The 24,130-nt window shown below is 63.7% G+C and carries 21 protein-coding genes; 10 read left to right on the plus strand and 11 right to left on the minus strand.

Going from position 1 to position 24,130, the window contains the following annotated elements:
* Positions 1-3: 3 nt before the first annotated feature.
* From AC2FMD_RS09105 to AC2FMD_RS09115, 3 genes are read right to left on the minus strand one after another with little or no spacing between them, the layout of a single operon-like run.
* Positions 4-843: a class II fructose-bisphosphate aldolase gene (locus AC2FMD_RS09105; RefSeq protein WP_496680561.1), complete on the minus strand. Its 840-nt coding sequence runs from the start codon at positions 841-843 to the stop codon at positions 4-6.
* Positions 840-1,676 carry a 5-deoxy-glucuronate isomerase gene (locus AC2FMD_RS09110; protein WP_496794949.1) on the minus strand — a complete coding sequence of 279 codons (837 nt, stop codon included), beginning with the start codon at positions 1,674-1,676 and terminating at the stop codon, positions 840-842. Before AC2FMD_RS09110 ends, AC2FMD_RS09105 begins: the two co-directional genes overlap by 4 nt.
* A gap of 9 nt (positions 1,677-1,685) precedes the next feature.
* Positions 1,686-2,690, minus strand: coding sequence for a PfkB family carbohydrate kinase (locus tag AC2FMD_RS09115; RefSeq protein WP_496743255.1), 1,005 nt, complete (start codon positions 2,688-2,690; stop codon positions 1,686-1,688).
* Between the two features lie 95 nt (positions 2,691-2,785).
* On the opposite strand from AC2FMD_RS09115, the gene AC2FMD_RS09120 reads away from it, so the two are divergent.
* Positions 2,786-3,889: a Gfo/Idh/MocA family protein gene (locus AC2FMD_RS09120; RefSeq protein ID WP_496743257.1), complete on the plus strand. Its 1,104-nt coding sequence runs from the start codon at positions 2,786-2,788 to the stop codon at positions 3,887-3,889.
* A gap of 43 nt (positions 3,890-3,932) precedes the next feature.
* Positions 3,933-5,066 (plus strand): Gfo/Idh/MocA family protein, encoded by a 1,134-nt coding sequence (locus AC2FMD_RS09125; protein ID WP_496712588.1) that lies wholly within the window; start codon positions 3,933-3,935, stop codon positions 5,064-5,066.
* Here AC2FMD_RS09125 and AC2FMD_RS09130 read toward each other — a convergent pair whose 3' ends face one another.
* Entirely contained in the window at positions 5,067-6,065 is a 999-nt protein-coding gene (locus AC2FMD_RS09130; RefSeq protein WP_496680586.1) for a LacI family DNA-binding transcriptional regulator, read from the minus strand.
* Between the two features lie 246 nt (positions 6,066-6,311).
* Between AC2FMD_RS09130 and AC2FMD_RS09135 the strand changes: the two genes are divergently transcribed.
* A complete protein-coding gene (locus AC2FMD_RS09135; protein WP_496794950.1) occupies positions 6,312-7,418 on the plus strand; it encodes a saccharopine dehydrogenase family protein in 1,107 nt (368 codons plus the stop codon).
* 17 nt (positions 7,419-7,435) lie between these two features.
* A complete protein-coding gene (gene amaB / locus AC2FMD_RS09140) occupies positions 7,436-8,935 on the plus strand; it encodes an L-piperidine-6-carboxylate dehydrogenase (protein ID WP_496794992.1) in 1,500 nt (499 codons plus the stop codon).
* 34 nt (positions 8,936-8,969) lie between these two features.
* On the opposite strand, the gene AC2FMD_RS09145 is transcribed toward amaB, so the two are convergent.
* Positions 8,970-10,547, minus strand: a complete 1,578-nt coding sequence (locus AC2FMD_RS09145; protein ID WP_496743263.1) for a DUF5928 domain-containing protein — start codon at positions 10,545-10,547, stop codon at positions 8,970-8,972.
* A gap of 142 nt (positions 10,548-10,689) precedes the next feature.
* On the opposite strand from AC2FMD_RS09145, the gene AC2FMD_RS09150 reads away from it, so the two are divergent.
* Positions 10,690-11,508, plus strand: coding sequence for a sulfotransferase family protein (locus tag AC2FMD_RS09150; protein ID WP_496680551.1), 819 nt, complete (start codon positions 10,690-10,692; stop codon positions 11,506-11,508).
* A gap of 199 nt (positions 11,509-11,707) precedes the next feature.
* Here AC2FMD_RS09150 and ilvD read toward each other — a convergent pair whose 3' ends face one another.
* On the minus strand, positions 11,708-13,540 hold the full coding sequence (gene ilvD, locus AC2FMD_RS09155; RefSeq protein ID WP_496712593.1) for a dihydroxy-acid dehydratase: 1,833 nt from the start codon (positions 13,538-13,540) through the stop codon (positions 11,708-11,710).
* Positions 13,541-13,645: 105 nt separating this feature from the next.
* Between ilvD and AC2FMD_RS09160 the strand changes: the two genes are divergently transcribed.
* The 4 genes from AC2FMD_RS09160 to AC2FMD_RS09175 all read left to right on the plus strand — a co-directional run bounded on the left by AC2FMD_RS09160 (position 13,646) and on the right by AC2FMD_RS09175 (position 16,620).
* Positions 13,646-14,209, plus strand: coding sequence for a helix-turn-helix domain-containing protein (locus AC2FMD_RS09160; protein WP_496712594.1), 564 nt, complete (start codon positions 13,646-13,648; stop codon positions 14,207-14,209).
* Between the two features lie 22 nt (positions 14,210-14,231).
* Entirely contained in the window at positions 14,232-14,501 is a 270-nt protein-coding gene (locus AC2FMD_RS09165; protein WP_496712595.1) for a CBU_0592 family membrane protein, read from the plus strand.
* Positions 14,502-14,581: 80 nt separating this feature from the next.
* Entirely contained in the window at positions 14,582-15,436 is an 855-nt protein-coding gene (gene sseA, locus AC2FMD_RS09170) for a 3-mercaptopyruvate sulfurtransferase (protein WP_496680546.1), read from the plus strand.
* Positions 15,436-16,620, plus strand: a complete 1,185-nt coding sequence (locus tag AC2FMD_RS09175) for an amino acid aminotransferase (RefSeq protein WP_496743354.1) — start codon at positions 15,436-15,438, stop codon at positions 16,618-16,620. Before sseA ends, AC2FMD_RS09175 begins: the two co-directional genes overlap by 1 nt.
* Before the next feature lie 69 nt (positions 16,621-16,689).
* Here AC2FMD_RS09175 and AC2FMD_RS09180 read toward each other — a convergent pair whose 3' ends face one another.
* Positions 16,690-18,018: an ammonium transporter gene (locus AC2FMD_RS09180; RefSeq protein ID WP_496687448.1), complete on the minus strand. Its 1,329-nt coding sequence runs from the start codon at positions 18,016-18,018 to the stop codon at positions 16,690-16,692.
* Between the two features lie 33 nt (positions 18,019-18,051).
* Complete coding sequence (locus AC2FMD_RS09185) at positions 18,052-18,390, minus strand: P-II family nitrogen regulator (protein WP_093963790.1); 339 nt, start codon at positions 18,388-18,390, stop codon at positions 18,052-18,054.
* A gap of 255 nt (positions 18,391-18,645) precedes the next feature.
* Here AC2FMD_RS09185 and AC2FMD_RS09190 point away from each other — a divergent pair, with 255 nt between their 5' ends.
* Entirely contained in the window at positions 18,646-20,820 is a 2,175-nt protein-coding gene (locus AC2FMD_RS09190) for a transglycosylase domain-containing protein (RefSeq protein WP_496794951.1), read from the plus strand.
* 48 nt (positions 20,821-20,868) lie between these two features.
* Here AC2FMD_RS09190 and leuB read toward each other — a convergent pair whose 3' ends face one another.
* The 3 genes from leuB to AC2FMD_RS09205 all read right to left on the minus strand — a co-directional run bounded on the left by leuB (position 20,869) and on the right by AC2FMD_RS09205 (position 23,988).
* Positions 20,869-21,972 (minus strand): 3-isopropylmalate dehydrogenase, encoded by a 1,104-nt coding sequence (gene leuB, locus AC2FMD_RS09195; RefSeq protein ID WP_496743338.1) that lies wholly within the window; start codon positions 21,970-21,972, stop codon positions 20,869-20,871.
* A gap of 130 nt (positions 21,973-22,102) precedes the next feature.
* Positions 22,103-23,161: an endonuclease/exonuclease/phosphatase family protein gene (locus AC2FMD_RS09200; RefSeq protein ID WP_496743340.1), complete on the minus strand. Its 1,059-nt coding sequence runs from the start codon at positions 23,159-23,161 to the stop codon at positions 22,103-22,105.
* On the minus strand, positions 23,158-23,988 hold the full coding sequence (locus AC2FMD_RS09205) for a hypothetical protein (protein ID WP_496794952.1): 831 nt from the start codon (positions 23,986-23,988) through the stop codon (positions 23,158-23,160). Before AC2FMD_RS09205 ends, AC2FMD_RS09200 begins: the two co-directional genes overlap by 4 nt.
* Positions 23,989-24,130 lie beyond the last annotated feature (142 nt).

A 24,130-nucleotide genomic window follows, 5' to 3' on the forward strand; every position in this document is an offset into this window, starting at 1 on the left:
GCGTCACCGCTGCGGCGGCGCACCAAAGGCGCGGATCACGGTGCGGGCAGCAGCCTCAACCGGGTCATGGGTTTCCTTCAGGATAGTCACCCGGTCGAACCGGTCGGGGTCGCGGTTCACGGCCTCGCGCAGGGCGGCACCGAAGGCCATGCGCAGCTCGGTCCCGATGTTGAACTTGCAGATCGCGGTTTCACGCGCCAGCCGCGCGCGCTGTTCGACCGGCACACCTGATCCACCGTGGATCACCAGCGGCACGTTGGTCACGGCCTGAATCCGGCGGATGCGGTCCTCGTCCAGCCCGCCTTCCTTGTTCTGCTGCAGGTGGACGTTTCCGACCGAGATCGCCATCGCATCCACGCCGGTCTGGGCGGCGAAGGTGGCTGCCTCGTCCGGGTCGGTCCCGGCCGAGCCTTCGCCGCCGGAATAGCCGACGAATCCGATCTCGCCCTCGCACGAGATACCCGCGGCGCGGGCCATTTCGGCAATCGCGGCGGTCTCGTCGATATTCTGCTGCAGCGGCTTACGCGATCCGTCGAACATCAGTGAGGTGAACCCGCTGTCCAGCGCGATCTTGCAATCCTCGAACGTATAGCCGTGATCCAGATGCGCCACGACGGGTACCGAGGCGTTCTCGGCCAGATACCGGAACATCTTGCCCAGGATCGGCAGCGGCGTGTGTTCGCGGCAGCTGGGGCCGGCCTGCAGGATCACCGGGGCGTTTTCGGCCTCGGCCGCGGCGACATAGGCGCGCATGTCCTCCCAGCCCAGCGTCACCAGGCCGCCGACGGCATAGCCCTGTTCATAGGCGGGTTGCAGGACGTCTTTGAGCGTAGCGAGGGTCATTTGAATTTGGCGATCATGTCTTTGATGCCCGGGATCGTCTCGATCTGATAGGCATGGGTGGGTTGGAAATACTGCACCAGCGACCGTTGGGTCAGCCCGCCGAGGATGGTGAAGTAATACATCTCATATCCCGGCAGAACGCAGCAGGGGTGATAGCCCTTGTCGATGCAGATCGTGGAGCCATCGACGATGTGATAGGCATCGCCCGGTTCGTTGTCCTCGCGCTGCAACATCTGCAGGCCCGAGCCCCAGTTGGGTTTGAAACGGAAATTGTAGGTTTCGTCATGCCGGGTCTCGTCCGGCAGGCGGTTGGTGTCGTGCTTGTGGCTGGGAAAGCCCGACCAGCCGCCCTGACCCACGGTGAATAGCTCACTCACCAGCAGGCGGCCGACCTTGTCATGCTGTTTCTGACCCAGGATATGCTTGATCTTGCGATGGGTCTTGGTGTCGTCGCTGCCATATTGCACCAAGTCGTGCTCGCGCACGTCGAACGGGTCCAGCACCTTGTCATACTTTGCGCCGGCCACGAACACCTCGGCCGTATCCGAGACGCAGACCATCTGCGCCCGGGCCCCCGACGGGACATAGGCGCCCTCGGGCTCGCCGTCCCAGACATCCTCGCCCCGGTTGCCCAGATGGGCAAAGTTCACGCCCTCGACATCCACGTCGACGCTGCCGGTGGCGGGCACGATGCAGGTCTCGTATCCCGGGACCTGATATTCAAAAGCTTCGCCCCGCTTCAACTTGACGATGTTGAAATAGTTCAGCGGCACGGTTGGGTCATCGACATCGACGATGGGTTTGTTCTGGTTGTCGAACGGGGGGATGTGCATCGGGCTCTCCTATCCGGCCGGGGTGGGGCCGGGGTGGGACGCAACGAAAGCGTCCAGGTCTTCGGTGGTTGGCATGGCGGGCGCGCAGCCTGGTTTGGACACGACGATCGAGGCGCAGGCCGATCCGCGCAACACCGCCTGTTCCAGCGAATGGCCTGCCGCGATCGAGGCCAGCAGCCCGGCCATGAAGCTGTCGCCCGCGCCGTTGGGTTTGACGGCGGTGACCGGGTAGATGCCCGTGTGGATCTCTTGCCCGTCGGTCAGGGTGACGGCGCCCTTTTCGCCCATCTTGTAGATGACGATGCGGCCGGGTTTCTCGGCCAGATCGCAGGCTTTCCGGAAGCCTTTCTCGATCCCGCCTGCCATGAAGCCGAACTCTTCGTCATTACCGACGATCATGTCGCTGGCCTCGCCCGCGCGCGACAGCACATCCGCGGCGACCTGCGCCGAGGGCCAGCTGTAGGGCCGGTAGTCGATGTCGAAGATCACCGGCAGGCCAGCCTTGCGCGCGGTGTCGAAGGCGCGGAACGTGGCGCTGCGCGACGGTTCGGCGGCAAACACGGTTCCGGCCGAGATTACTGCGCTGAAGCGGCCATAGTCGACTCGCTCCATGTCATCTTCGGTGACCTGGAAATCGACGGCGCCGTTTCGGTAGATGACGTTCTGAAAGTCTTCGATGCAGCTTTCATAGACGGCCAGAGACGTGCGGTATTCACCGCCGACGACGCGAATGTAGGACGTGTCCACGCCGTAGTGGTGCAGCTTGTTCAGGCAGAACCGACCTACCGCGTCATCCGAGACGGAGGTGATCAGCGACGCCTGGCTGCCCAGCTTGACCAGACCTGCGCAGATATTCGCGGACGAGCCGCCCAGATCGGCGCGAAACATGTCGGCATGTTCGCTTTTGACACCGACCGGATCGGCGAACAGGTCCATGCCGGCCCGGCCGAAAACGGCAAACCGGTTTCCTTTGATTCCGTCGATCAAGTGACTCAAACTGTTCCTCCCAGGCATTTTGACCCGCCGATCCGATGGATCTTGCATTGGATCGATTCTCACGATACTGATTTTGCAACCGGTTGCAATCAGTATGTTCGGAGCCGCCCAAAATGCCAGAAATCGGAATTGGAATCGTCGGAGGCGGCTATATGGGCAAGGCCCATTCGGTGGCCATGTCCGCCGTGGGCGCCGTGTTCGACACCGCGCTCAGACCGCGGCTCGAGATGATCTGCGCCTCAAGCCCCGATAGCGCCGAACGCTACCGCGCCGCCTACGGGTTCCGCCGTGCCACAGCCGACTGGCAGGCCTTGGTCAAAGATCCGGCGGTCGAGGCCGTCGTGATCGCATCGCCCCAATCCACGCACCGGCAGATCGCGGAAGCGGCGCTGGCGCTGGGCAAGCCGGTGCTGTGCGAAAAACCGCTGGGCGCGTCGCTTGAGGACAGCCGCGCCATGGTGGCGGCGGCCGAGGCCTCGGGCACCGTCAACATGGTCGGGTTCAACTATATCCGCACCCCGGCCAGCCAGTTTGCCCGCCAGCTGATCGCCGACGGCGCGATTGGCGACATCACATGGTTCCGCGGTGAACATACCGAGGATTTCTATGCCGACCCCGAGGCCCCGGCGACCTGGCGCACGACCGGTATGGCCAACGGCACCATCGGTGATCTGGCGCCGCACATGGTCAATGGCGCGCTGGCTCTGGTTGGGCCGATCGCGCAGGTTATGGCCGATGTGGAAACCGTTCACCACACCCGCCCGGGCGGCGCGGTGACCAATGACGATCAAGCCCAGATGATGTGCCGGTTTGAAAACGGCGTCATGGGGAACCTTTATTTCAGCCGCATCGCGACCGGCCGCAAGATGGGTTATGCCTACGAGATCTCAGGCACCAAGGGCGCGATCCGTTTTGACCAGGAGGATCAGAACGCCCTGTGGCTCTATCGCCGCGAAGGCCCCGAGGCCCAGCGCGGTTTCACCAAGATCCTGACCGGTCCGGCGCATCCCGATTATGAGCCCTTTTGCCAGGGTCCCGGCCACGGCACCGGATATCAGGATCAGATCATCATCGAGGCCAAGGATTTTCTGACCGCCATTCACTCCGGCCGGAACATCTGGCCGACCTTCCGGGACGGGCACGAGGTCAACCGGGTGTTGGCCGCAGCTCTGGCCTCAGCCGACAGTCGCGGTTGGCAGGACGTCAGCGCGTTCTAGGCCCGACACGTTTTCCAACATCGTTCGCAGAGAGACCAAGACCATGGCAAAGTTGAAATGGGGCATGATCGGGGGCGGAGAAGGCAGCCAGATCGGGCCCGCCCACCGTCTGGGCGCACAGGCCGACGGCCTGTTCGAATTCGCCGCCGGCGCGCTGGACCACCGGCCCGAAGAGGGACGCGCCTATGCGCAGCGGCTGGGTGTGCCCGCCGACCGGGCCTATGGCGACTGGCAGGAAATGCTGGCCGGCGAAAAGGACCGGCCCGACCGGATCGACCTTGTGACCATCGCCACCCCGAACGCGACCCATTTCGAGATCGCTAAAGCGTATCTCGAGGCCGGGTTCAACGTCCTGTGCGAAAAGCCGATGACCATGACCGTGGAAGAGGGCGAGGAGATCGTGCGCGTGGCCCGGGCCTCGGGCAAGATCTGTGCGGTCAACTACTGCTATTCGGCCTATCCGATGGTGCGACAGGCCCGCGCCATGGTCCGCGCCGGAGAGATCGGCAAGGTGCGCCTGGTCGTCACCAATTTCAGCCACGGCCATCATGGGGATGCCACCGACGCGGACAATCCGCGCGTGCGCTGGCGCTATGATCCGGCCATGGCGGGCGTGTCGGGGCAATTCGCCGATTGCGGCATCCACGCGCTGCACATGGCCAGCTTCATCTGCGATGACGAGGTCGCGACGCTGTCGGCCGACATGGCCTCGACCATTCCCAGCCGTCAGTTGGAAGACGACGCCATGGTCAATTTTCGGATGGAGGGCGGCACCGTGGGCCGGTTGTGGACCTCGTCCGTGGCGATCGGGCGGCAGCACGGGTTCGATATCCAGGTCTTCGGCGAAACCGGTGGGTTGCGCTGGGCGTCCGAACATCCCAACCAGCTGTTCTACACACCGGTCGGTGGACGCACGCAGATCATCGAAAAGGGAGAGGGCGGCCTGCATGAAGACGCGATGCGCCTGTCGCGCGTGGCGATTGCCCATCCCGAGGGCTTTCCGCTGGCCGTGGCCAATATCTATTGCGATTTGGCAGACGCGATCCGGGGTGAGCCGCGGGACGGGCTGCCCGATGCCGCCGATGGCGTCCGCTCGATTGCCGCGGTGCACGCAGCGGTGGCCTCGGCCCGGGCGGAGGGCGCCTGGCAGGACGCGCGCCCGCCGATGTTCCGCTGATCAGGGGCGGGGCCGCAACGTGCCCCGCTCGATCACCCGGCAGGGGAAAATCCGCGCCTCGGGGTAGCGATCGGGCGTCTTCAGCATCTCTTCGACCAGATCGACCGACGCGGTGATGATCTGCTTGATCGGCTGATGGATGGTCGTCAGGTTGATGTATTCCCAGCGCGACATCTCCATGTCGTTCAGGCCGATGATCCCGATATCGGTGCCGGGTTTCAGCCCGTGGTCGGCCAGCGCCGACAGCGCCCCGATCGACAGGATGTCGTCGCCGCAGAAATAGGCCTGCGCCGGCTCACCCGCCAGCAGGCGCAGCATCTCGGCCCGGCCGGACTCGAAGGAATAAGCCCCGGCGAAAGAGTGGCTGACCGGAATCTGCGGATGGTTGGCCATTTCCTCGATGAAGCCCCGTTGCCGGTCCAGCGCCGAGGTCGCATCGACTGGCCCGCCCAGGTAGCCCACGCTGGCATAGCCCCGCGCGACCAACTCGCGCGCGGCCATGCGTCCGCATTCCACATTGTCGATGCCCACCACATGCACCTCGGGCGAGGTCGCCGAGCGCCCGAAGGTGTGCACCACCGGCACCCCTGCATCGTGGAACGCCTTGGCAAAGCTGGGTGGCAGGGTCGACGAGGCGACGATTACCGCATCCACTGAATATTGCCGCAGCATGCGCACAGAATTGGCGGGCTCGGTCTCGTCGGTCAGGTTCACGATCAGGGGGCGCAGCCCGCGTTCCTGCAGGGCGCGGGTGAACTGGTCGAAAACCTCAAGGAAGATCGGGTTGTGGAAGTTGTTCGAGATCAGGCCGATCAGCTTGGTCCGCCCCGTCGTCAGCGACGAGGCCAGCGCGTTGGGGCTGTAGCCCAGTTCCTTGGCGGCCTTTTCCACTTTGGCGCGGGTCTTGGCCGAGACCGAGGCGCCCGGCGTGAAGGTGCGCGACACAGCCGACCGCGACACCCCGGCCAAGGCCGCAACTTCCTTCAGCGTAACGCCCAACTGCTTGCTCTCCTCTATGCGGTCGATTGGATCTGTTGAATGTCGCATCATTGCAAAAATGGTGCAATCGGTTGCAAAGCATTTCCTCCCCTGACTTCAGGTTTCGAAGCGCTGCGGATCTCGATCTGACATTTTGATTCAATTACCGTCAATATGACGGAAAAGCTGTCCGTTTCGTCAACTCGATTGCTGTGCTCGGACGGCGGCGCGGTCATACTGGAACCAGAGCAGAGGAGGAGGCGCGCAATGAGTTGGAACATCTGCGTCGTCGGGGCCGGGAAGATCGGACAGATGATCGCCGCCCTGTTGAAGAAATCGCACAACTACACTGTAACCGTGGCCGATCATGACCTGACGGCCCTGTCGGCGTTGAACAGGCAGGGCATCACCACCCGCCAGATCGACGCGGGCGACGAAGCCGGGCTGGCACAGGGGGTTGCAGGGTTCGATGCGGTGATCTCGGCCGCACCGTTTTTCCTGACGCCTGCCATCGCCAAGGCAGCCAAGGCCGCGGGTGCGCATTATTTCGACCTGACCGAGGATGTCGCCGCCACGAACGCCGTGCGCGAACTGGCCCGCGACAGCGGCACCGCCTTCATGCCGCAATGCGGGTTGGCACCGGGTTTCGTTGGCATTGCGGGGGCCTCTCTTGCGGCCGGGTTCGACACGCTGGACAGCCTGCACATGCGGGTGGGCGCGCTGCCGCTCTATCCGACAAATGCGCTGAAATACAATCTGACCTGGTCCACCGACGGGCTGATCAACGAATACTGCAACCCTTGCGACGCCATCGTGAATGGCGAGCGGGTCAAGACCGCGCCGCTCGAGGATTACGAGATCATCGGCCATGACGGTGTGGAATACGAATGCTTCAACACCTCGGGCGGCCTGGGCACGTTGCCCGAGACGCTGGCCGGCAAGGTCCGGGCGGTGTCCTATCGCTCGATCCGCTATCCCGGCCATCGCGACATCCTGAAACTGCTGTTGACGGATCTGGGCCTGGGCCAGCGCCGCGACCTGTTGAAGGACATCTTTGAATCTGCGCTGCCGCGCACCGATCAGGACGTGGTTCTGGTCTATTGCACGGCCAAGGGCATGATCGACGGGGCACTGCGCGAGAAATCCCTGATCAACAAATCCTTTGCCCGCACCATCGACGGCCAGGTCTGGAGTGCGATCCAGATCACCACCGCCGCCGGCGTTCTGGGCGTGGTCGATCTGATGCGCACCGGCGCACTGCCCACCCAAGGCTTTGTCCGGCAAGAGCAGGTCCGGCTGGATGATTTCCTGAACACCGAATTCGGCCAGCTGTACCGCGCTGGCGAAGTGACCCCCCAGAACAAGGCGGCCTGAACATGAAAGACGTAGTCATGACTGCAGAACACACACTCGAAAAACTGGGCCTGACGGCGGCCGAGCTGACCGGCGGCACGCTGGAGGTCCGCTCGCCCATCGACGGCCGCGTGCTGGCGCGGGTGCATGAAACGCCTGTTGCCGACATGGACGCGGTCTTTGCCCGCGCCACGGCGGCCTTCAAGGCTTGGCGCACCGTGCCCGCCCCGCGCCGGGGCGAGCTGATCCGCCTGCTGGGCGAGGAATTGCGCGCGGCCAAGGAGGACCTGGGCGCGCTGGTCAGCTGGGAGGCCGGCAAGATCACCTCGGAAGGTTTGGGCGAAGTGCAGGAGATGATCGACATCTGCGATTTCGCCGTCGGCCTGTCGCGGCAGCTGTATGGCCTGACCATCGCCTCCGAACGCCCCGGCCACCGGATGATGGAGACGTGGCACCCGGCCGGGCCGGTCGGCGTGATCTCGGCCTTCAACTTCCCGGTCGCGGTCTGGTCGTGGAACGCGGCGCTGGCGTTGGTCTGCGGCGATCCGGTGATCTGGAAATCGTCCGAGAAAACGCCCTTGACCGCGATGGCCTGTCAGAAGATCTTTGAAAAGGCCGTGGCCCGGTTCGGCGACGCACCCGACGGGCTGCTGCAACTGGTGGTCGGCGGCGCCGATCTGGGCAAGGCGCTTGTGGCCAGCGAGACGGTGCCGATCATTTCGGCCACCGGCTCGACCCGGATGGGCCGCGCGGTCGCGCCGGTCGTGGCGCAGCGGTTCGGCAAGTGCATCCTGGAACTGGGCGGTAACAACGCCATGATCGTGGGCCCCTCGGCCGACCTGGAAATGGCGGTGCGGGCCATCGTGTTCTCGGCCGTGGGCACCGCGGGTCAGCGCTGTACCTCGCTGCGGCGGCTGATCGTGCACAACTCGATCCGTGCCGATCTGGTTGCGCGGCTGAAAAAAGCCTATGCCGGTCTGCCCATCGGTGATCCGCTGGCCGAAGGCACGCTGGTCGGGCCGCTGGTGGATGAGGCCTCGGGGCAGGCGATGGAGGCCGCGCTGAAGGCGGCCGAGGCCGAGGGCGGCACCGTCTTCGGCGGCAAGCGCGTCACCGACGGCGTGCCCGAGGGCGGTGTCTACATACAGCCCGCGATCGCCGAAATGCCGGGCCAGACCGAGATCGTGAAGACCGAAACCTTTGCGCCGATCCTCTATGTCATGGGCTATGACGGTTTCGACGAGGCGCTCGAGATGCAGAACGACGTGCCGCAAGGCCTGTCGTCTTGCGTGTTCACGCTGAACATGCGCGAGGCGGAGCAGTTCCTGTCGCCTGCCGGGTCCGATTGCGGCATCGCCAACGTGAATATCGGCCCGTCCGGCGCCGAGATCGGTGGCGCGTTCGGCGGTGAGAAGGAAACCGGTGGCGGACGCGAAAGCGGCTCGGACGCCTGGAAGGGCTATATGCGGCGGCAGACGAACACGATCAATTATTCGGCCGAGCTGCCCCTGGCGCAGGGCGTCAAGTTCGACATCTGACCGCCCGGTCCGGCGGCCCGGTCCGGCCGGGCCGTCAATCGGCGAACAGATAGTCCAGCCGCAGAATGGATTGCGCGGTTTCTTCTGGCACCCCCAGAAACTTCGAGATCGCGGCGATGTTTTCCGCCGGATCTCCGGTTTCGCGCAGCCGGTGGAATCGGTCCAGCCCGGCGCTGCGCAATTGTTCGGATTCATAGGCTAGATCGCTGCGGATCGTGGGCAGCAGACGCTGGACCGTGGCGGCGGGTGAGTTCTGCCCGGCCAGCCCGACCCGGTGGGCATGCCCCACCAAGTAGTCGTCGGAATAGGTGCATTGCACCTCCAGAACATGGGTGCGGGCACGGTCCGAACAGAAATCCTGCACGATATCCAGGCTGGCCGGGTCCAGGCAGATGACCAGCTTGTCGGTGTCGAAATGATCGAACAGCAGCCGCATCACCGCGCGGCGATGGCGTGACCGCTTGACCAGCGTCGTCTCGATCCCGCCCAGATCGGGCAGGGGGGCGGCTTCTTCGTTGAACAGGTATTCGATGCAGGGCAGGTTGGTTTCAGAGGCGATCTGGTCGATCAGCCGTTTGGCCACGTGCCATTTCTTGCACACTACAAGATACAGGTCGCGATCGGGGCCGATCGTGTTGGCGACCTCCCAGAAGCGGGGGGCGAAACGGCGGCCCACACGGCCGCGGCCCGTCAGGAAACCATGCAGGTTGCGGCCCTCGTTCGAGATCTGGAACGCGACCCCTTCGCTGGCATAGAGCGCCCCCAACTTCTGTTTCAGCTGATGTGCCTCGGGGCTGATCTTGCGCGCGAACAGGTAATCCTGGCTCAGCAGCATGTCGTAGTGATCGTTGTAGAAGGTCACCGGCATGCCATAGTCGGAAAACATCAGGAACGTGAGTGTGCGGTTCTCGATCTCCGAGCGCGGGATCAGGTGCCGCACGAGGGTCTGAAAGAAGGTCTCGTCCGGAATCCACGTCGTCGCGAAGAACCGGACCACGTCCCGGCGCTGGCGCAGAAACGCGAGGATCGCCTCGATCGTGCGGCGGCGCAGGCACCACCACTGGCTGCCGATCATGATCTGGAGATCCTCCGGGATCTCGCGAGTCAGCCCCAGGCGCTTCTGGACCTCGTAGGCGGCGTAGAACAGTTTGCTCTGGGTGCGTTCGTTGAAATAGTGGCGATAGATCAGCCGGTCTTCCTTCATGCCGGTCTTGATCCAGTCGCTGGCGAAGAAATCGTGGCTTTCGATGAAGTCCTTGTCGTTTTCATCCAGAAAGCGATGGGCGTATTCCGCGGTCTTGATCGCCATGCAGTCGCCCGACAGCATGTAGAAATGGGTGGCGCGGGGGAAGGCCTCGACCGCGGCCTGCACCGCATGCAGAGAAGCCTGCACCAACGACCATTCGCCCCAGCCGCATTTGATCCGTTTTTTGGCGAAGGCGACGTTGGGGCTGTTTTTCAATGCGTCCCGGATGCGGCTGAAATCGGCCGCCGAGGCGCTGGCGTCGAAATGAATCGCGATGTAGTCGCCGACCGCCGTCAGGCGTTGGGCCTGCGCGATGATCGCATCGGGGTCTTTGTGACACAGCAGAACATAGGCGATTCTGGCCATTGGCGTGGTTGTTTTCCGTTACTGCCCGGTTCCGACCGTGATACTGAGGATGAACGATTGAATAAACAGAATATTTTTGCTTGTCTGGCGCCAAAAGCTGGCTCATCACCCTGAGACTCGGCTGGCAGAGGAGGCATGGCAGATGGGATTTCCCGGCACATGGATGACCGAGAGCGAAAGCATGGTCTATCGCGTGGTGCCCAAATGCGCCTGCTCGACCATCGGGCAGATCATGTATTACTCCGATCATGGCCGGTTCTTTGATGGCGATATCCACGACGCCAAAGACGGGATGCACAAATGGGCGTTTGACCACAGCCAGGATGTGATCTCGGCCAATGTGCGCGGGCACAAGTCCTTCGCCTTCACCTGCGTGCGCAACCCCTATACGCGGATCCTCAGTTCGTTCTTCGACAAGATCTGCGGCATTCAGCGCAACGGGAAACGGTACCGGGGCAATCTGGTGCCGACGCTGATCTACAATTACGGGATCGAGGTCGGGGGCGAAGACGGCAAGGGCGAATTCGACCAGATCGCCAGTTTCCGCCGGTTTCTTCTGTTTGCCCGCGACACGATCCGTTGGCGCCGACCGATGGACCCGGACATCCACTGGTCGGCCATGTCGGGGCATGTCTCGACCTTCATCGTGAATGGCGGGCGCTATGACCGGATATTCTGGACCGAGAAGTTCAACGAGGGCATGCAGGGCGTGCTGGATCAGATCGAAACGCCCCACCCTGTGACTCTGTCCGAAATCCCGCGCTTCAACGAGTCCGAAGGCCACGGCCCCAAACGCGCGCATCCGGTCGAGGACTATTTCGACGACCTGTCGATGCATCTGGTCTACGAGATCTACAAGCAGGATTTCGAACTGTTCAAATACGATTTCGAAAATCCGGCCAACAAGATGCCGACGGGTGAAATCGATCTGGATGAGATTCACGCCAAGCTGGGTGATTGATCCCATAGGCAGGGGTGCTCCCACCCATCCTCGATGTCTCTGGCGAGACACCTCCTCTGGTTGGGCCGGGCGCCGCGCTGTGCGCGGCGCCCGGCCCAAGGCTGACGGAGGCAGCGGCGCAGCCGATGGATCCTGTCAGACGCGGGAGCCCTTTGGATTCAGGCAACGGACCGGCCCGCATGACGCGGGCCGTCAGCGTTCAGACCTGACGAACGGCGCCTTTTGCGGCGCTGGTGGCTAGCTTCGCATAGGCCTTCAACGCCGTGGACACCTTGCGTTTGCGCGGCTGGGCCGGCTCCCAGCCTTTCGCGTCCTGCGCCTTGCGGCGTTCGGCCAGTTCCTCGTCGGATACGGCCAGGTGGATCGAGCGGTTGGGGATGTCGATCTCGATCGTGTCCCCGTTCTGCACCAGACCGATCTCGCCGCCTTCGGCCGCCTCGGGCGAGACGTGGCCGATCGACAGGCCCGAGGTGCCGCCCGAGAACCGCCCGTCGGTCAGCAGCGCACAGGCTTTGCCCAGGCCCTTGGATTTCAGGTACGAGGTCGGGTACAGCATCTCCTGCATGCCCGGCCCGCCGCGGGGGCCTTCATACCGGATCACGACCACGTCGCCTTCCTTGACCTTGCCGGTCAGGATGTCGTTCACCGCCTGGTCCTGGCTTTCGCAGACATAGGCGGTGCCGGTGAATTTCAGGATGTTCTCATCCACACCTGCGGTCTTCACGATGCAGCCGTCGCGCGCGATGTTGCCGAACAGAACGGCCAGACCGCCATCCTGGCTGAACGCATGTTCCTTGGACCGAATCACGCCGTTGGCCCGGTCTGTGTCCAGTTCCTTGTAGCGGTTCGACTGGCTGAAGGCCTGTGTCGTGCGCACACCGCCCGGCGCGGCCTTGAACAACTCCTGCGCCTTGGGGTTGTTGGTCACCTTGATGTCCCAGTTGGCGATCGCCTCGGCCATTGTGGCCGAATGCACCGTGCAGCAGTCGTCATGCAGCAGACCAGCGCGGCTCAGCTCACCCAGGATCGAGAAGATGCCGCCCGCGCGGTGCACGTCCTCCATGTGGACGTTTTCAGTGTTGGGCGCGACCTTGCACAGGCAGGGAACCTTGCGGCTGAGGCGGTCCATGTCGGACATGGTGAAATCCACCTCGCCCTCATGCGCGATGGCCAGCAGGTGCAGCACCGTGTTGGTCGAGCCGCCCATGGCGATGTCCAGGCTCATGGCGTTTTCGAAGGCCTCGAAGGTCGCAATCTCGCGCGGGAGGAAGCCTTTTTCGTTCAACTCATAGTGACGCTTGGTGATCTCGACGATGCGACGCCCGGCTTCCAGGAACAGCTCCTTGCGGTCGGCATGGGTGGCCAGGGTCGAGCCATTGCCCGGCAGCGCCAGACCCAGCGCCTCGGCCAGGCAGTTCATGGAATTCGCCGTGAACATGCCCGAGCACGACCCACAAGTGGGGCAGGCGTTTTCTTCGATATGTTTGACCTGCTCGTCGGTGTATTTGTCATCGGCGGCGGCGACCATGGCATCGACCAGGTCGATCTTCTTCACATCCAGATCAGCAATGTCGATCTTGCCGGCCTCCATCGGGCCGCCCGAGACAAAGATGGCCGGGATGTTCAGCCGCATCGCCGCCATCAGCATGCCCGGGGTGATCTTGTCGCAGTTCGAGATGCAGACCATCGCATCGGCGCAATGCGCGTTGACCATGTATTCGACGCTGTCGGCGATGATCTCGCGCGAGGGCAGCGAATACAGCATCCCGTCATGGCCCATGGCGATGCCGTCATCGACGGCGATGGTGTTGAACTCTTTGGCTACACCGCCGGCGGCCTCGACCTCGCGGGCGACCATCTGACCCAGATCCTTGAGGTGGACGTGCCCCGGCACGAATTGCGTGAACGAGTTGACGATGGCGATGATCGGCTTGCCGAAATCGTCGTCTCCCATCCCGGTGGCGCGCCACAGGCCGCGGGCACCGGCCATGTTGCGGCCATGGGTCGAAGTTCTGGATCGGTACATTGGCATGATGCTGTTTCCCTTTTGCCCGGTTGCAAAACCAGGGTTGCGTGCGTTATAGCGCACGTAGCACATGTGCGTTATAACGCACAAGGTAAATCGCGGGACGTGGCCATGGAATCGGACGACATCACCCTGAAACTCAGAGACGTCCGGACGGCATCGGGGCTGAGCCTCGCCAAAGCGGCCGAATTGACCGGGGTCAGCAAGGCCATGCTGGGCCAGATCGAACGCGGAGAATCAAGCCCCACCATCGCGACGCTGTGGAAGATCGCCAAGGGGTTCCAGATGCCGCTGAGCGCGCTGATCGGCACCAGCGCCCTGCGCGACCCGGCGGATGCGGCCCGGTTCCGCACCGTGACCTTTCCGGGCAGTCTGAAGGTCAAGATCGTCTTTCCCTTCGACCCGGTTCTGGGGGCCGAGACCTTTCACGTCGAACTGGACCGCAACCAATGCCACGAATCCCCCGCCCATGCCGCCGGCGTAACCGAGGAAGTCTTTGTACTGAGCGGCGCGCTCGAGGTGCTGCGGAACGGCGAATGGGTGCCGCTGAGCGCGGGCCAGGGGCTGCGCTTTCCGGCCGACCTGCCGCATGGCTATCGCGCCGGGCCCGAGGGCGCGGCCTTCTTGAACATGCATCACTACGGACACCGGCCCGCGACCGCTGCGGCCGGTTGATACGGCGGAAGGAGATGACCCGATGACGGAATTCCTGAACGGCCTGACGCTGGCCGATGGCATCGGGTCCTTCGGGGCGCTGATCGTGGTTGCGGCCTATTTCGCCACCCAGATGCGGATGATGAATTCCGACGATCTGGCCTTTCCGGTGGTCAACCTGGTAGGGTCGGTTTTGATCGTCTATTCGCTGCTGCAGAACTTCAACCTGGCCTCGATGCTGATCGAAAGCTTCTGGATCGCCATCAGCGTGATCGGCATCATCCAGCATTTCCGCCTGCGACGGGTGCGATAGGGCCGCAGGGACCCGATCCAGCCTTGAACCCGCACCCTTGCGCGTATAGGGAAATCCTTGCGCGTATAGGGGAGGCTTTGATGCTGGACGATCCAAAAACCCTGGTTTCCACCGAATGGCTGGCCGCCCACCTAAAGGACCCGGATCTGCGGATCCTCGACGCCTCGTGGTACCTGCCGCAGCAAGGGCGCGACGCCCGGGCCGAGTACGAGGCCGGACATATTCCCGGCGCACGGTTCTTCGACATCGACGAGATTTCGGACCACCGCTCGGACCTGCCGCACATGGCCCCTCCGGTCGAGAAATTCATGTCGCGCCTGCGGGCCATGGGCGTGGGCGACGGCCATCAGGTTGTGGTCTATGACGGCGCGGGTCTGTTTTCGGCGGCGCGGGTCTGGTGGCTGTTCCGCCTGATGGGGCAAGAGAACATCGCGGTTCTGGACGGTGGCCTGCCCAAATGGGTCGCCGAAGGGCGCGAGATCGAGGATCTGCCCCCCGTCATCCGTGACCGCCACATGACCGTGCGTGTGCAGAACCACCTGGTCCGCGACGTGACCCAGGTATCGGCCGCCGCCAAGCTGGCCGATCACGAAATCATCGACGCCCGCGCGGCCGACCGTTTCGCCGGAACCCAGCCCGAACCGCGCGAAGGTTTGCGGGCAGGGCACATCCCCGGCTCGCGCAACGTGCCCTTCGGACAGTTGCTGAACCCCGATGGCACCATGAAATCGCCCGAGGACTGCCGCGCGGTGTTCGAAGCCGCAGGCGTCGATCTGTCGAAACCTGCGATCACCACCTGCGGGTCGGGCGTGACCGCCGCGATCCTCAGCCTTGCGCTCGAGCGCATGGGCAAGAAAGACCATGCACTTTATGACGGCAGCTGGGCCGAATGGGGCGCCTTCCCGACCCTGCCCGTCGCAACCGGAGACTCCTGATGTTCGAGAACCTCAAGCCGCAGCCAGCCGACAAGATCCTGGCGCTGATGCAGATGTATCGCGATGACCCGCGCGAGCAGAAGATCGACCTGGGCGTCGGCGTCTACAAGAATGCCGAGGGCGTGACGCCCGTCATGCGCGCGGTCAAGGCCGCCGAGCATCGCATCTGGGAAGAACAGCAGACCAAGGCCTATACCGGGCTGGCCGGTGACCCGGCCTATGCCGATGCGATGATCGCGCTGATACTGGGCACCAGCGTGCCGCGCGCCAATATTGCCGCCGTGGCCACACCGGGCGGCACCGGTGCCTGCCGTCAGGCGTTCGAACTGATCCGCATGGCTAACCCCTCGGCCCGGGTGTTCGTGTCGAACCCGACCTGGCCCAATCACATCTCGATCCTGAACTATCTGGGCATCGAAACCGTCGCCTATCGCTATTTCGACGAGGAAACCCGCGGCGTCGATTTCGACGGCATGATCGAGGACCTCAAGACTGCCAAGGCGGGCGACGTGGTGCTGTTGCATGGTTGCTGTCACAACCCGACCGGCGCCAACCTGAACATGGTGCAGTGGCAAGAGGTGGTGAACCTGATCAACGACCGCGGCTTGGTGGCGATGATCGACATCGCCTATCAGGGCTTTGGCGACGGTCTGAACGAGGATGCGCAGGCGACCCGGCTGGTCGCTTCTTCGGTCAAGGAATGCCTGATCGCGGCGTCTTGCTCGAAGAATTTCGGTGTCTACCGCGAGCGCACCGGCCTGCTGATGGCTGTCAGCGCCGATGCGGGACAGACCGCGCTGAACCAGGGCACGCTGGCGTTTCTGAACCGCCAGAACTATTCGTTCCCGCCGGATCACGGCGCGCGCGTGGTGACCACGATCCTGATGGATGAGGGCCTGCGCGCTGATTGGATGGCCGAACTGGAAGAGGTGCGCCTGTCGATGCTGGGCCTGCGCCGCCAACTGGCGGATGAGCTGCAGCGGCTGAGCGGATCGGACCGGTTCGGCTTCCTGGCCCAGCATCGCGGCATGTTCTCGCGCTTGGGCGCCGCGCCCGAGCTGGTCGAGAAGCTGCGGGTCGAACACGGCATCTACATGGTCGGCGACAGCCGCATGAACATCGCCGGGTTGAATGATGCCACCGTGCCGATCCTCGCCAAGGCCATCATCGACGTCGGCGTCTGAGCTCAGACAGTTCTCAAAAAAGAAACCCGGGCACGAATGCCCGGGTTTTTTGTTTGATTTGAAAAGGGCTCAGCCCTTCGAGAACTCGGGATAGGCTTCCATGCCCAGCTCGCCCATGTCGAGGCCGTTGATCTCTTCTTCCTCGCCGACCCGCAGGCCGACGGTGGCCTTGAGGATCGAGAACAGGATGAAGCTCACCACGAAGACGAAGATCCCGATGGCCGCAAAGCCGATGATCTGGGTCACGAAGGACGCGTCGCCATTGGTCCAGGCCACGATGAAGGTGCCCCAGAAGCCCGCGATCAGGTGAACCGGGATGGCGCCGACCACGTCGTCGATCTTCATCTTGTCCAGCAGCGGCACGGTGTAGACCACGATCACGCCACCGATGCCGCCGATGATCAGTGCCTGGAACAGCGACGGTGCCAGCGGTTCCGCGGTGATCGAGACCAGCCCGGCCAGCGCGCCGTTCAACACCATGGTCAGGTCGACCTTGCCATACATCACCTGGGTCAGGATCAGGGCAGCGACGGCGCCGGCGGCAGCGGCCATGTTGGTGTTGGCGAAGATGCGGCTGATGTCAGCCATGTCGCCGATCGTGCCCATGGCCAGCTGCGAGCCGCCATTGAAACCGAACCAGCCCAGCCACAGGATGAACGTACCCAGGGTGGCAAGCGCCAGGTTCGAGCCGGGGATCGGAACGACCTTTCCGTCCTTGCTGTACTTGCCGATCCGGGGGCCCAACACGATCGCACCGGCCAGTGCGGCAAAGCCACCTGCGGCATGCACAAGGGTCGAGCCTGCGAAATCGCTGAAGCCCATTTCGGACAGCCAGCCGCCGCCCCACTGCCACGAGGCTTCGATCGGGTAGATGACACCGGTCAGGACGATCACGAAGATGAAGAAGGGCCACAGCTTGACCCGCTCGGCCATGGTGCCCGACACGATCGAGGCGGTGGTGGCGCAGAACATCAGCTGGAAGAAGAAGTCCGAACCGACCGACGCATAGGACAGATCGGTTTCGACGCCTTCAAGGCCGACCGGTTCCAACGAGGTGGGCGAGAAGGCACCCAGAATGCCGGTGATGGTCCAGCCGTCGCCCGGATACATCAGGTTGAAGCCGACCAGCCAATACATGATGGCTGCAAAAGAAAACAGGCCGATGTTCTTGACCAGCTGCATGGCCACGTTCTTGGAGCGCACTAGACCGGCCTCGAGCATGGCAAAGCCCGCGGCCATCCAGAACACCAGGAAGCCGCCCATCAGGAACAGCAGCGAAGTCAGGATATATTGCGTATGCTGCGCGGTTTCGCCGGTTGCGGCGGTCTCCTGCGCCAGGCCCATCTGCGGCAGCGCGACGATCGCGGCGGCAGGGATGAGTGATTTCATCAGGTTCATGTTCAGTCCTCGAATGATTGTCGGTGGCGGCGCTCAGAGCGCCTCTTCGTTGAGTTCCCCGGTCCGCACGCGCAGGGCCTGCTCGACATCGAGGACAAAAATCTTGCCGTCGCCGATCTTGCCGGTCTTGGCGGTTTTGGTGATGGTCTCGACGATCTGGTCTGTCATCGCGGCAGGCACCACGATTTCCAGCTTGATCTTGGGCACGAAGTTCACCGCGTATTCGGCACCCCGATAGATTTCGGTGTGACCGGATTGCGAGCCGAAGCCCTTGATCTCAGTCACCATCATGCCGCGCACGCCCGCCTCGGTCAGTGCCTCGCGCACCTCCTCGAGCTTGAACGGCTTGATTGTCGCAATGATCAGTTTCACGTCTTTCCCCTCTTCTGTTCCGGTGGGTCCGGCTTTGCACCTGCAGAAAAAGAGCCCGACATGGCCGCTCAAGGAACGATTTCGGCAAAAAGACGCTGGGGAAGAGGGTCAAAGTTGCACATTTTTTGCACAAAATATGTGAAGTGATCAAAAAACAGGCAAATTTGAGAGGGAAATTGCTGCTATTTCACACCTCTACATGGGCGCGACAGCACGGTATGGTGCCACAAAAGCAAAAACGGGCAGAGTTTGAGCATGACTGAGTCCAAGCGTCGAAAACCGCTGGTGGCGGACAAACGGTATCCGTCCGGAGGCCGCAAGACCGCGTCTGCCAAGCGGTCGGCGAAACCGGCGGGCAAGAAGGCGACGGCGCGCAAGACCACAACGCGCAAAACCCGGCGCAAGCGTTCGGGTGGCGGGCATGGCGGTTTCTTTCGCCGGCTGTTCCGATGGATCGGACGGCTGATCTGGGGCCTGACCTGGCGCGTGGCGGCGGTTGTGGCGCTGTTGATTGCGCTGGCGGTCGGTGTCGTCTACAGCACGTTGCCCGAGGTCGATGCCCTGCTGGACGGGCGCGCGCGTGGGTCGGTCACCCTGCTGGACCGCGACGGCAAGGTCTTCGCTTGGCGGGGTGATCAGTTCGGCGGCGTCATCACCGCCGATACCGTGTCACCCCATCTGAAGAACGCGGTCATCGCCACCGAGGACAAGCGGTTCTATCGTCACTTCGGCATCAGCCCGCGCGGCATCGCCAGCGCGGTTAGGATCAACCTGTCGGAAGGGCGCGGGCCGCTGTCGGGGCATGGTGGGTCCACCATCACCCAGCAAACGGCCAAGCTGCTGTGTCTGGGTGTCCCGTATGATCCGAGCCAGTGGGAGTCGGAAGCGGCGTATGAGGCTGACTGCCGCCAGGGGTCGCTGTGGCGCAAGGCTAAGGAAGCGATCTACGCGATGGCGATGGAGGTCAAGTATTCCAAGGACGAGATCCTGACCATCTATCTGAACCGGGCATTTCTGGGGGCCGGCGCACGCGGGTTCGAGGCGGCCAGCCAGCGCTATTTTGGCAAGTCCGCGGCCGAGGTCGACGCGGCCGAGGCGGCGATGCTGGCGGGGCTGTTGGTGGCGCCCACGCGCTATGCGCCCACCAACAACCTGCAGCGCTCGCAGGACCGGGCCAAGGTGGTGATCAGCCTGATGGAGGATCAGGGTTACCTGACCACGTCACAGGCAACTGCGGCGCGCAACAACCCGGCCGAGCTGTCCGAGGCCGCCGCCGCGCGCGCTGGCGGTTATTTTGCCGACTGGGTCATGGCCAGCGGCCCCGAGTTCTTTACCCGCAACACCACCGAGGACGTGGTGATCAAGACCACGCTGGACCAGCGGATCCAGCAGGCGGCCGAGGCGGCGCTGAAACAGGTGTTCGACGAAAAGGTCAGCGAAGGGTCGAAGGCGCAGGCCGCGATCGTGGTGATGTCGGCCGATGGTGCGGTCCGGGCCATGGTGGGCGGGCGCAAGACCAAGGTGTCGGGCGCGTTCAACCGCGCGACGCAGGCGCTGCGCCAGACCGGGTCCTCGTTCAAACCCTTCGTCTATGCCACCGCGCTGGAGCTTGGCTACTCACCGCTGGCCACGGTGGTGGACGAGCCCTATTGCATCGACATCCCGGGGTCCGGCCAGTGGTGCCCCAAGAACTATACCAACAAGTTCTACGGTCGTGTTACGCTGGCGGATGCGCTCAAGAACTCGCTGAACATTCCGGCCGTCAAGGTGGCCGAGGTGGCCGGGCTGGACAATGTGCGCACGGTGGCCAGTGGCTTCGGCATCCAAAGCGATCTGGCGGCGGGTCCTGCGCTGGCGCTGGGCGCGTCGGAAAGCACGCTGATCGAGATGACCGGCGCCTATGCGGGTATCCTGAACGGGGGCTCGGCGGTGGAACCCTATGGCCTGACCGAGCTGAAGCTGCTGGGCGATGACTCGCCGGTGATGGTGACGACGACCGGGATCGGCGAACGGGTGATCCGCGACGAGGCCGCCAAACAGCTGATCTGGATGATGGAGCGGGTGGTGTCCGAAGGCACCGGTCAGCGGGCCAAGCTGCCCGGATGGCAGGTGGCGGGCAAAACGGGTACGACCCAGGCCGCGCGGGATGCGTGGTTCATCGGCTTCACCGCCGATTACGTGGCCGGCGTCTGGATGGGCTATGACGACAACACGCCCCTGAAAGGGGTCACCGGCGGCGGGCTGCCGGCCGAGATCTGGCGGGAAACCATGCTGCGCGTGACCGAGGGCATGACCCCCACGCCCCTGCCGATGCTGGCGCCGGCGGCTCCGGTTCAGACCACGCAGCAATCCCAGCCCCGCCGCAGACAGCAGGGCAGTTTCGCGCGGGCGGTCGACAATCTGTTGAAGGATATCTTCGGCGGCAACTAGGCCGCGGATGATCGGACGGGCGGCGCGCGGCGCCGCCCGGATCAAAGCTCAAAGGCTGGCCTCCAGCGCGGCGACGATCGCGTCGCCCATCTCGGTGGTCGACACCGGCTGCACGCCCTCTTCGGCCAGCAGATCGGCGGTACGGGCACCATCGGCCAGCACCTTCTCGATGGCGGCTTCCAGACGGTCGGCCTCGGCCCCCTGATCGAAGGAATAGCGCAGCGCCATGGCAAAGCTCAGGATGCAGGCGATCGGGTTGGCCTTGCCCTGCCCGGCAATGTCGGGGGCCGAGCCGTGGACGGGCTCGTACAACGCCTTGGGCCGGCCGTTGGCCATGGGCGCCCCCAGCGAGGCCGAAGGCAGCATGCCCAGCGACCCGGTCAGCATCGCCGCGCAGTCCGAAAGGATGTCGCCGAACAGGTTGTCGGTCAGGATCACGTCGAACTGCTTGGGCGCGCGCACCAGCTGCATGGCGCCGTTGTCGGCATACATGTGGCTCAGCTCGACCTCGGGGTAATCCTTGCCCACGCGGGTCACCACCTCGCGCCACAGGATGCCCGATTCCATCACGTTGGCCTTTTCCATCGAGCACAGCTTCTTGTTGCGGCGCATCGCCAGCTCAAAAGCCGAACGCGCGACCCGCTCGATCTCGGATTCGGTGTAGCGCTGGGTGTTGATGCCCACGCGTTCATTGCCTTCCTCGAAGATGCCGCGCGGCTCGCCGAAATAGACGCCCGAGGTCAACTCGCGCACGATCATGATGTCGAGGCCGGCGACCACGTCCTTTTTCAGCGACGAGAAATCGGCCAGCGCGTCAAAGCACTGGGCCGGGCGCAGGTTCGAGTACAGGTCCATCTCCTTGCGCAGGCGCAGCAGGCCGCGCTCGGGCTTCACGCTGAAATCCAGATCGTCGTATTTCGGGCCGCCTACGGCGCCCAGCAGAACCGCGTCGACCTCTTGCGCCTTGGCCATCGTCTCATCCGCCAGAGGAACGCCGTGCTTGTCATAGGCGGCACCGCCGACCAGATCCTCGCTCACGTCGAATTTCAGATCGCGCCTGGCGCCGAACCAGTCGATGATCTTGCGCACTTCGGTCATCACTTCGGGGCCGATTCCGTCTCCGGGCAGGATGAGGAGCGAGGGGTTGGACATGAGCGGTCTCCTTGCGTTTTTCAGAACCGGGCCTAGCGTTTGCGGGGCATATGGTCAATGAGGCGTTCCGACCGTTTTGCCCGGGTATCACGCGTCATGCGGGCGCAGGTCGGCAAGGGTGGGCGGCACGTCAGTCGGTACCGGCCTGCCGGTCCTGCGCGCCCGATCCGGTCAGGTCGACCCAGACCAGCCGGTGCCGGCTTGCCGCTCGGGCCGCGGGATGGGGCTGACCGTCCGCTCCGGTCCAGAACACGCCGGCATCTTCGACCACCCAATCCGCCGATGGCAGCACATAGTCGACGCGGCGGTCTCCGACGGTTTTCCAGGTGACGGTGGTGTCTGCGCCGGTTGCATCTGTCGGTCGCGGATCCTGAACCAACGGGTTGGTCAGCAGGGCACGCAGGGCCTCGGTGTGGCCTTCTCCGCGCTCGGGGTCCAGATTGGCATCTCCGGCGATTACGAAGCGGCGGGTCGGCGCCGGCCCCAGATCGCCCCGCAGAAGAACGGACCAGAACCGGATTTCATCGCGGTTGCGCAGGCCGTTGCGGTCCTCGGGGCCGTCAAAGACAGGCGGGGTGGCGTGGAAGGTCATGAGGGTCAACCGGCCCTGCGGCGTATCGATCGGAACGACCCAATGCGCGGTCGAGGAGAGCCGTTGTACCGACTGCGCCTGCTGCGAGGGAAACGAGGCGCCGTCCCGGCTGGGAAGCGTTGCGTCCGGCAGATCCTTCCACAGCAGGGTCGAGTAGTCTGCGATCTGACTTTCGATGATCGGATACCGGGACAGGACGGCAATTCCCCCATTGCCGGTGAAACGCCCCCAGCCCTGCGCGTCGCCCGGCCCGCCAAGCCTGCTGTCTCCGTCCAGGTCGAGGTTGGACATCAGCCCCGAATTGGGCTGACGGGCGAACCGATAGGGATAATCCAGACCCGCAGCCGCCAGCAGATCGGTCAGCGCCGACAGGGCCAGGTTGTCGTGGTCCCAGTCCACCCCCTGCAGGGCGACGATATCCGGCGCCGTGGCTAGCAAAACATCGACGACGGCGCGGACCTGCGGTGTCTCCTTGCGGATGTCGCGCAGCATCAACCCCGGCCCATCGCGCTGCAACTCGGTGTTGAAGCTGGCCACGCGCAGGGGGTCGGCCTGGGCCGCAAAAGGCAGCAGCGCCAGAACCAGAATGCGGATCATGCGGTCTGGGTGGCCTCGGAGGTGGAATAGGCGCGCCGCTTTTCGACGATCAGCCCGGCGATTCGCAGCGTGGCGATGCCGCGCATAATTATGCTGGCGGGCAGGAAGGCCCAAGCGCTCATGGTCCAGATCAGGGTCTGCGGATTCGCTAGCGTCAGCGGATCGATGACATTGGTCAGCAGCTTGATCAGCGCAGGGATAAGGAACGGCAGCAGGATGCCGATCGAAATGTTCAGGCGCCCGTCGCGCTGCAGGCGGGTCACCACGTCTCCGCCCTTGGTCGGGTCGAACAGGGGCAGATTGGTCCAGACGTTGAAGGCCCCGTTCCCCGTGGGCCATCCCCGGACCTTGACCGCATAGACGAAGCTGGCGATCGTCACCAGCGCCGCGACATAGGCGACGCTTGCGGTGATGCGGACCAGTTCGGTCAGCATTGCGCTGGCCTCGGTCGGCAGCATCAGGACCACCAGGCGGACCGGTGAATAGGGAAAGTCGACGACATTGGCCACGGCCAGGCCCACGGAATAGGCGGCGCTGGTCAGATCCGTTGGCGTGTAGACGTTCTTGCAGATCAGGGTCAGGACCGACACCATCGACATCAGCCCGACGAACCTCAGCCGGTTGACGGGCGGCGCGTCGCGGAACTCGATGAAGCTGGGGAAGGCCGAGTTGTATTCGGCAAAGGTCAGGATGAATGCCAGGATGGCGACAAAGACGACAACTTCGGTACCGTTGGTGGCCGAGACCGGCAGATACAGCGCGGGGGTCAGCACCAGAAGCGCTACTAAAATCCCACGAACTGCCGCCCCTGTTGTGCGTGCAATCACTATCCGAACCCTTTCCAAACCGGACCCGTCGTTTCTTTGCCGACTCAATTCCAACTTGTGCCCGCCCATTCCCAAGTGGCGGATGCCGATTGGCGCCATCATCAGCGACAAGCGGCATTTTGCTCAAGCCGATGGGCAGGAA

Source organism: Ruegeria sp. BHSC276, from assembly GCF_059612945.1.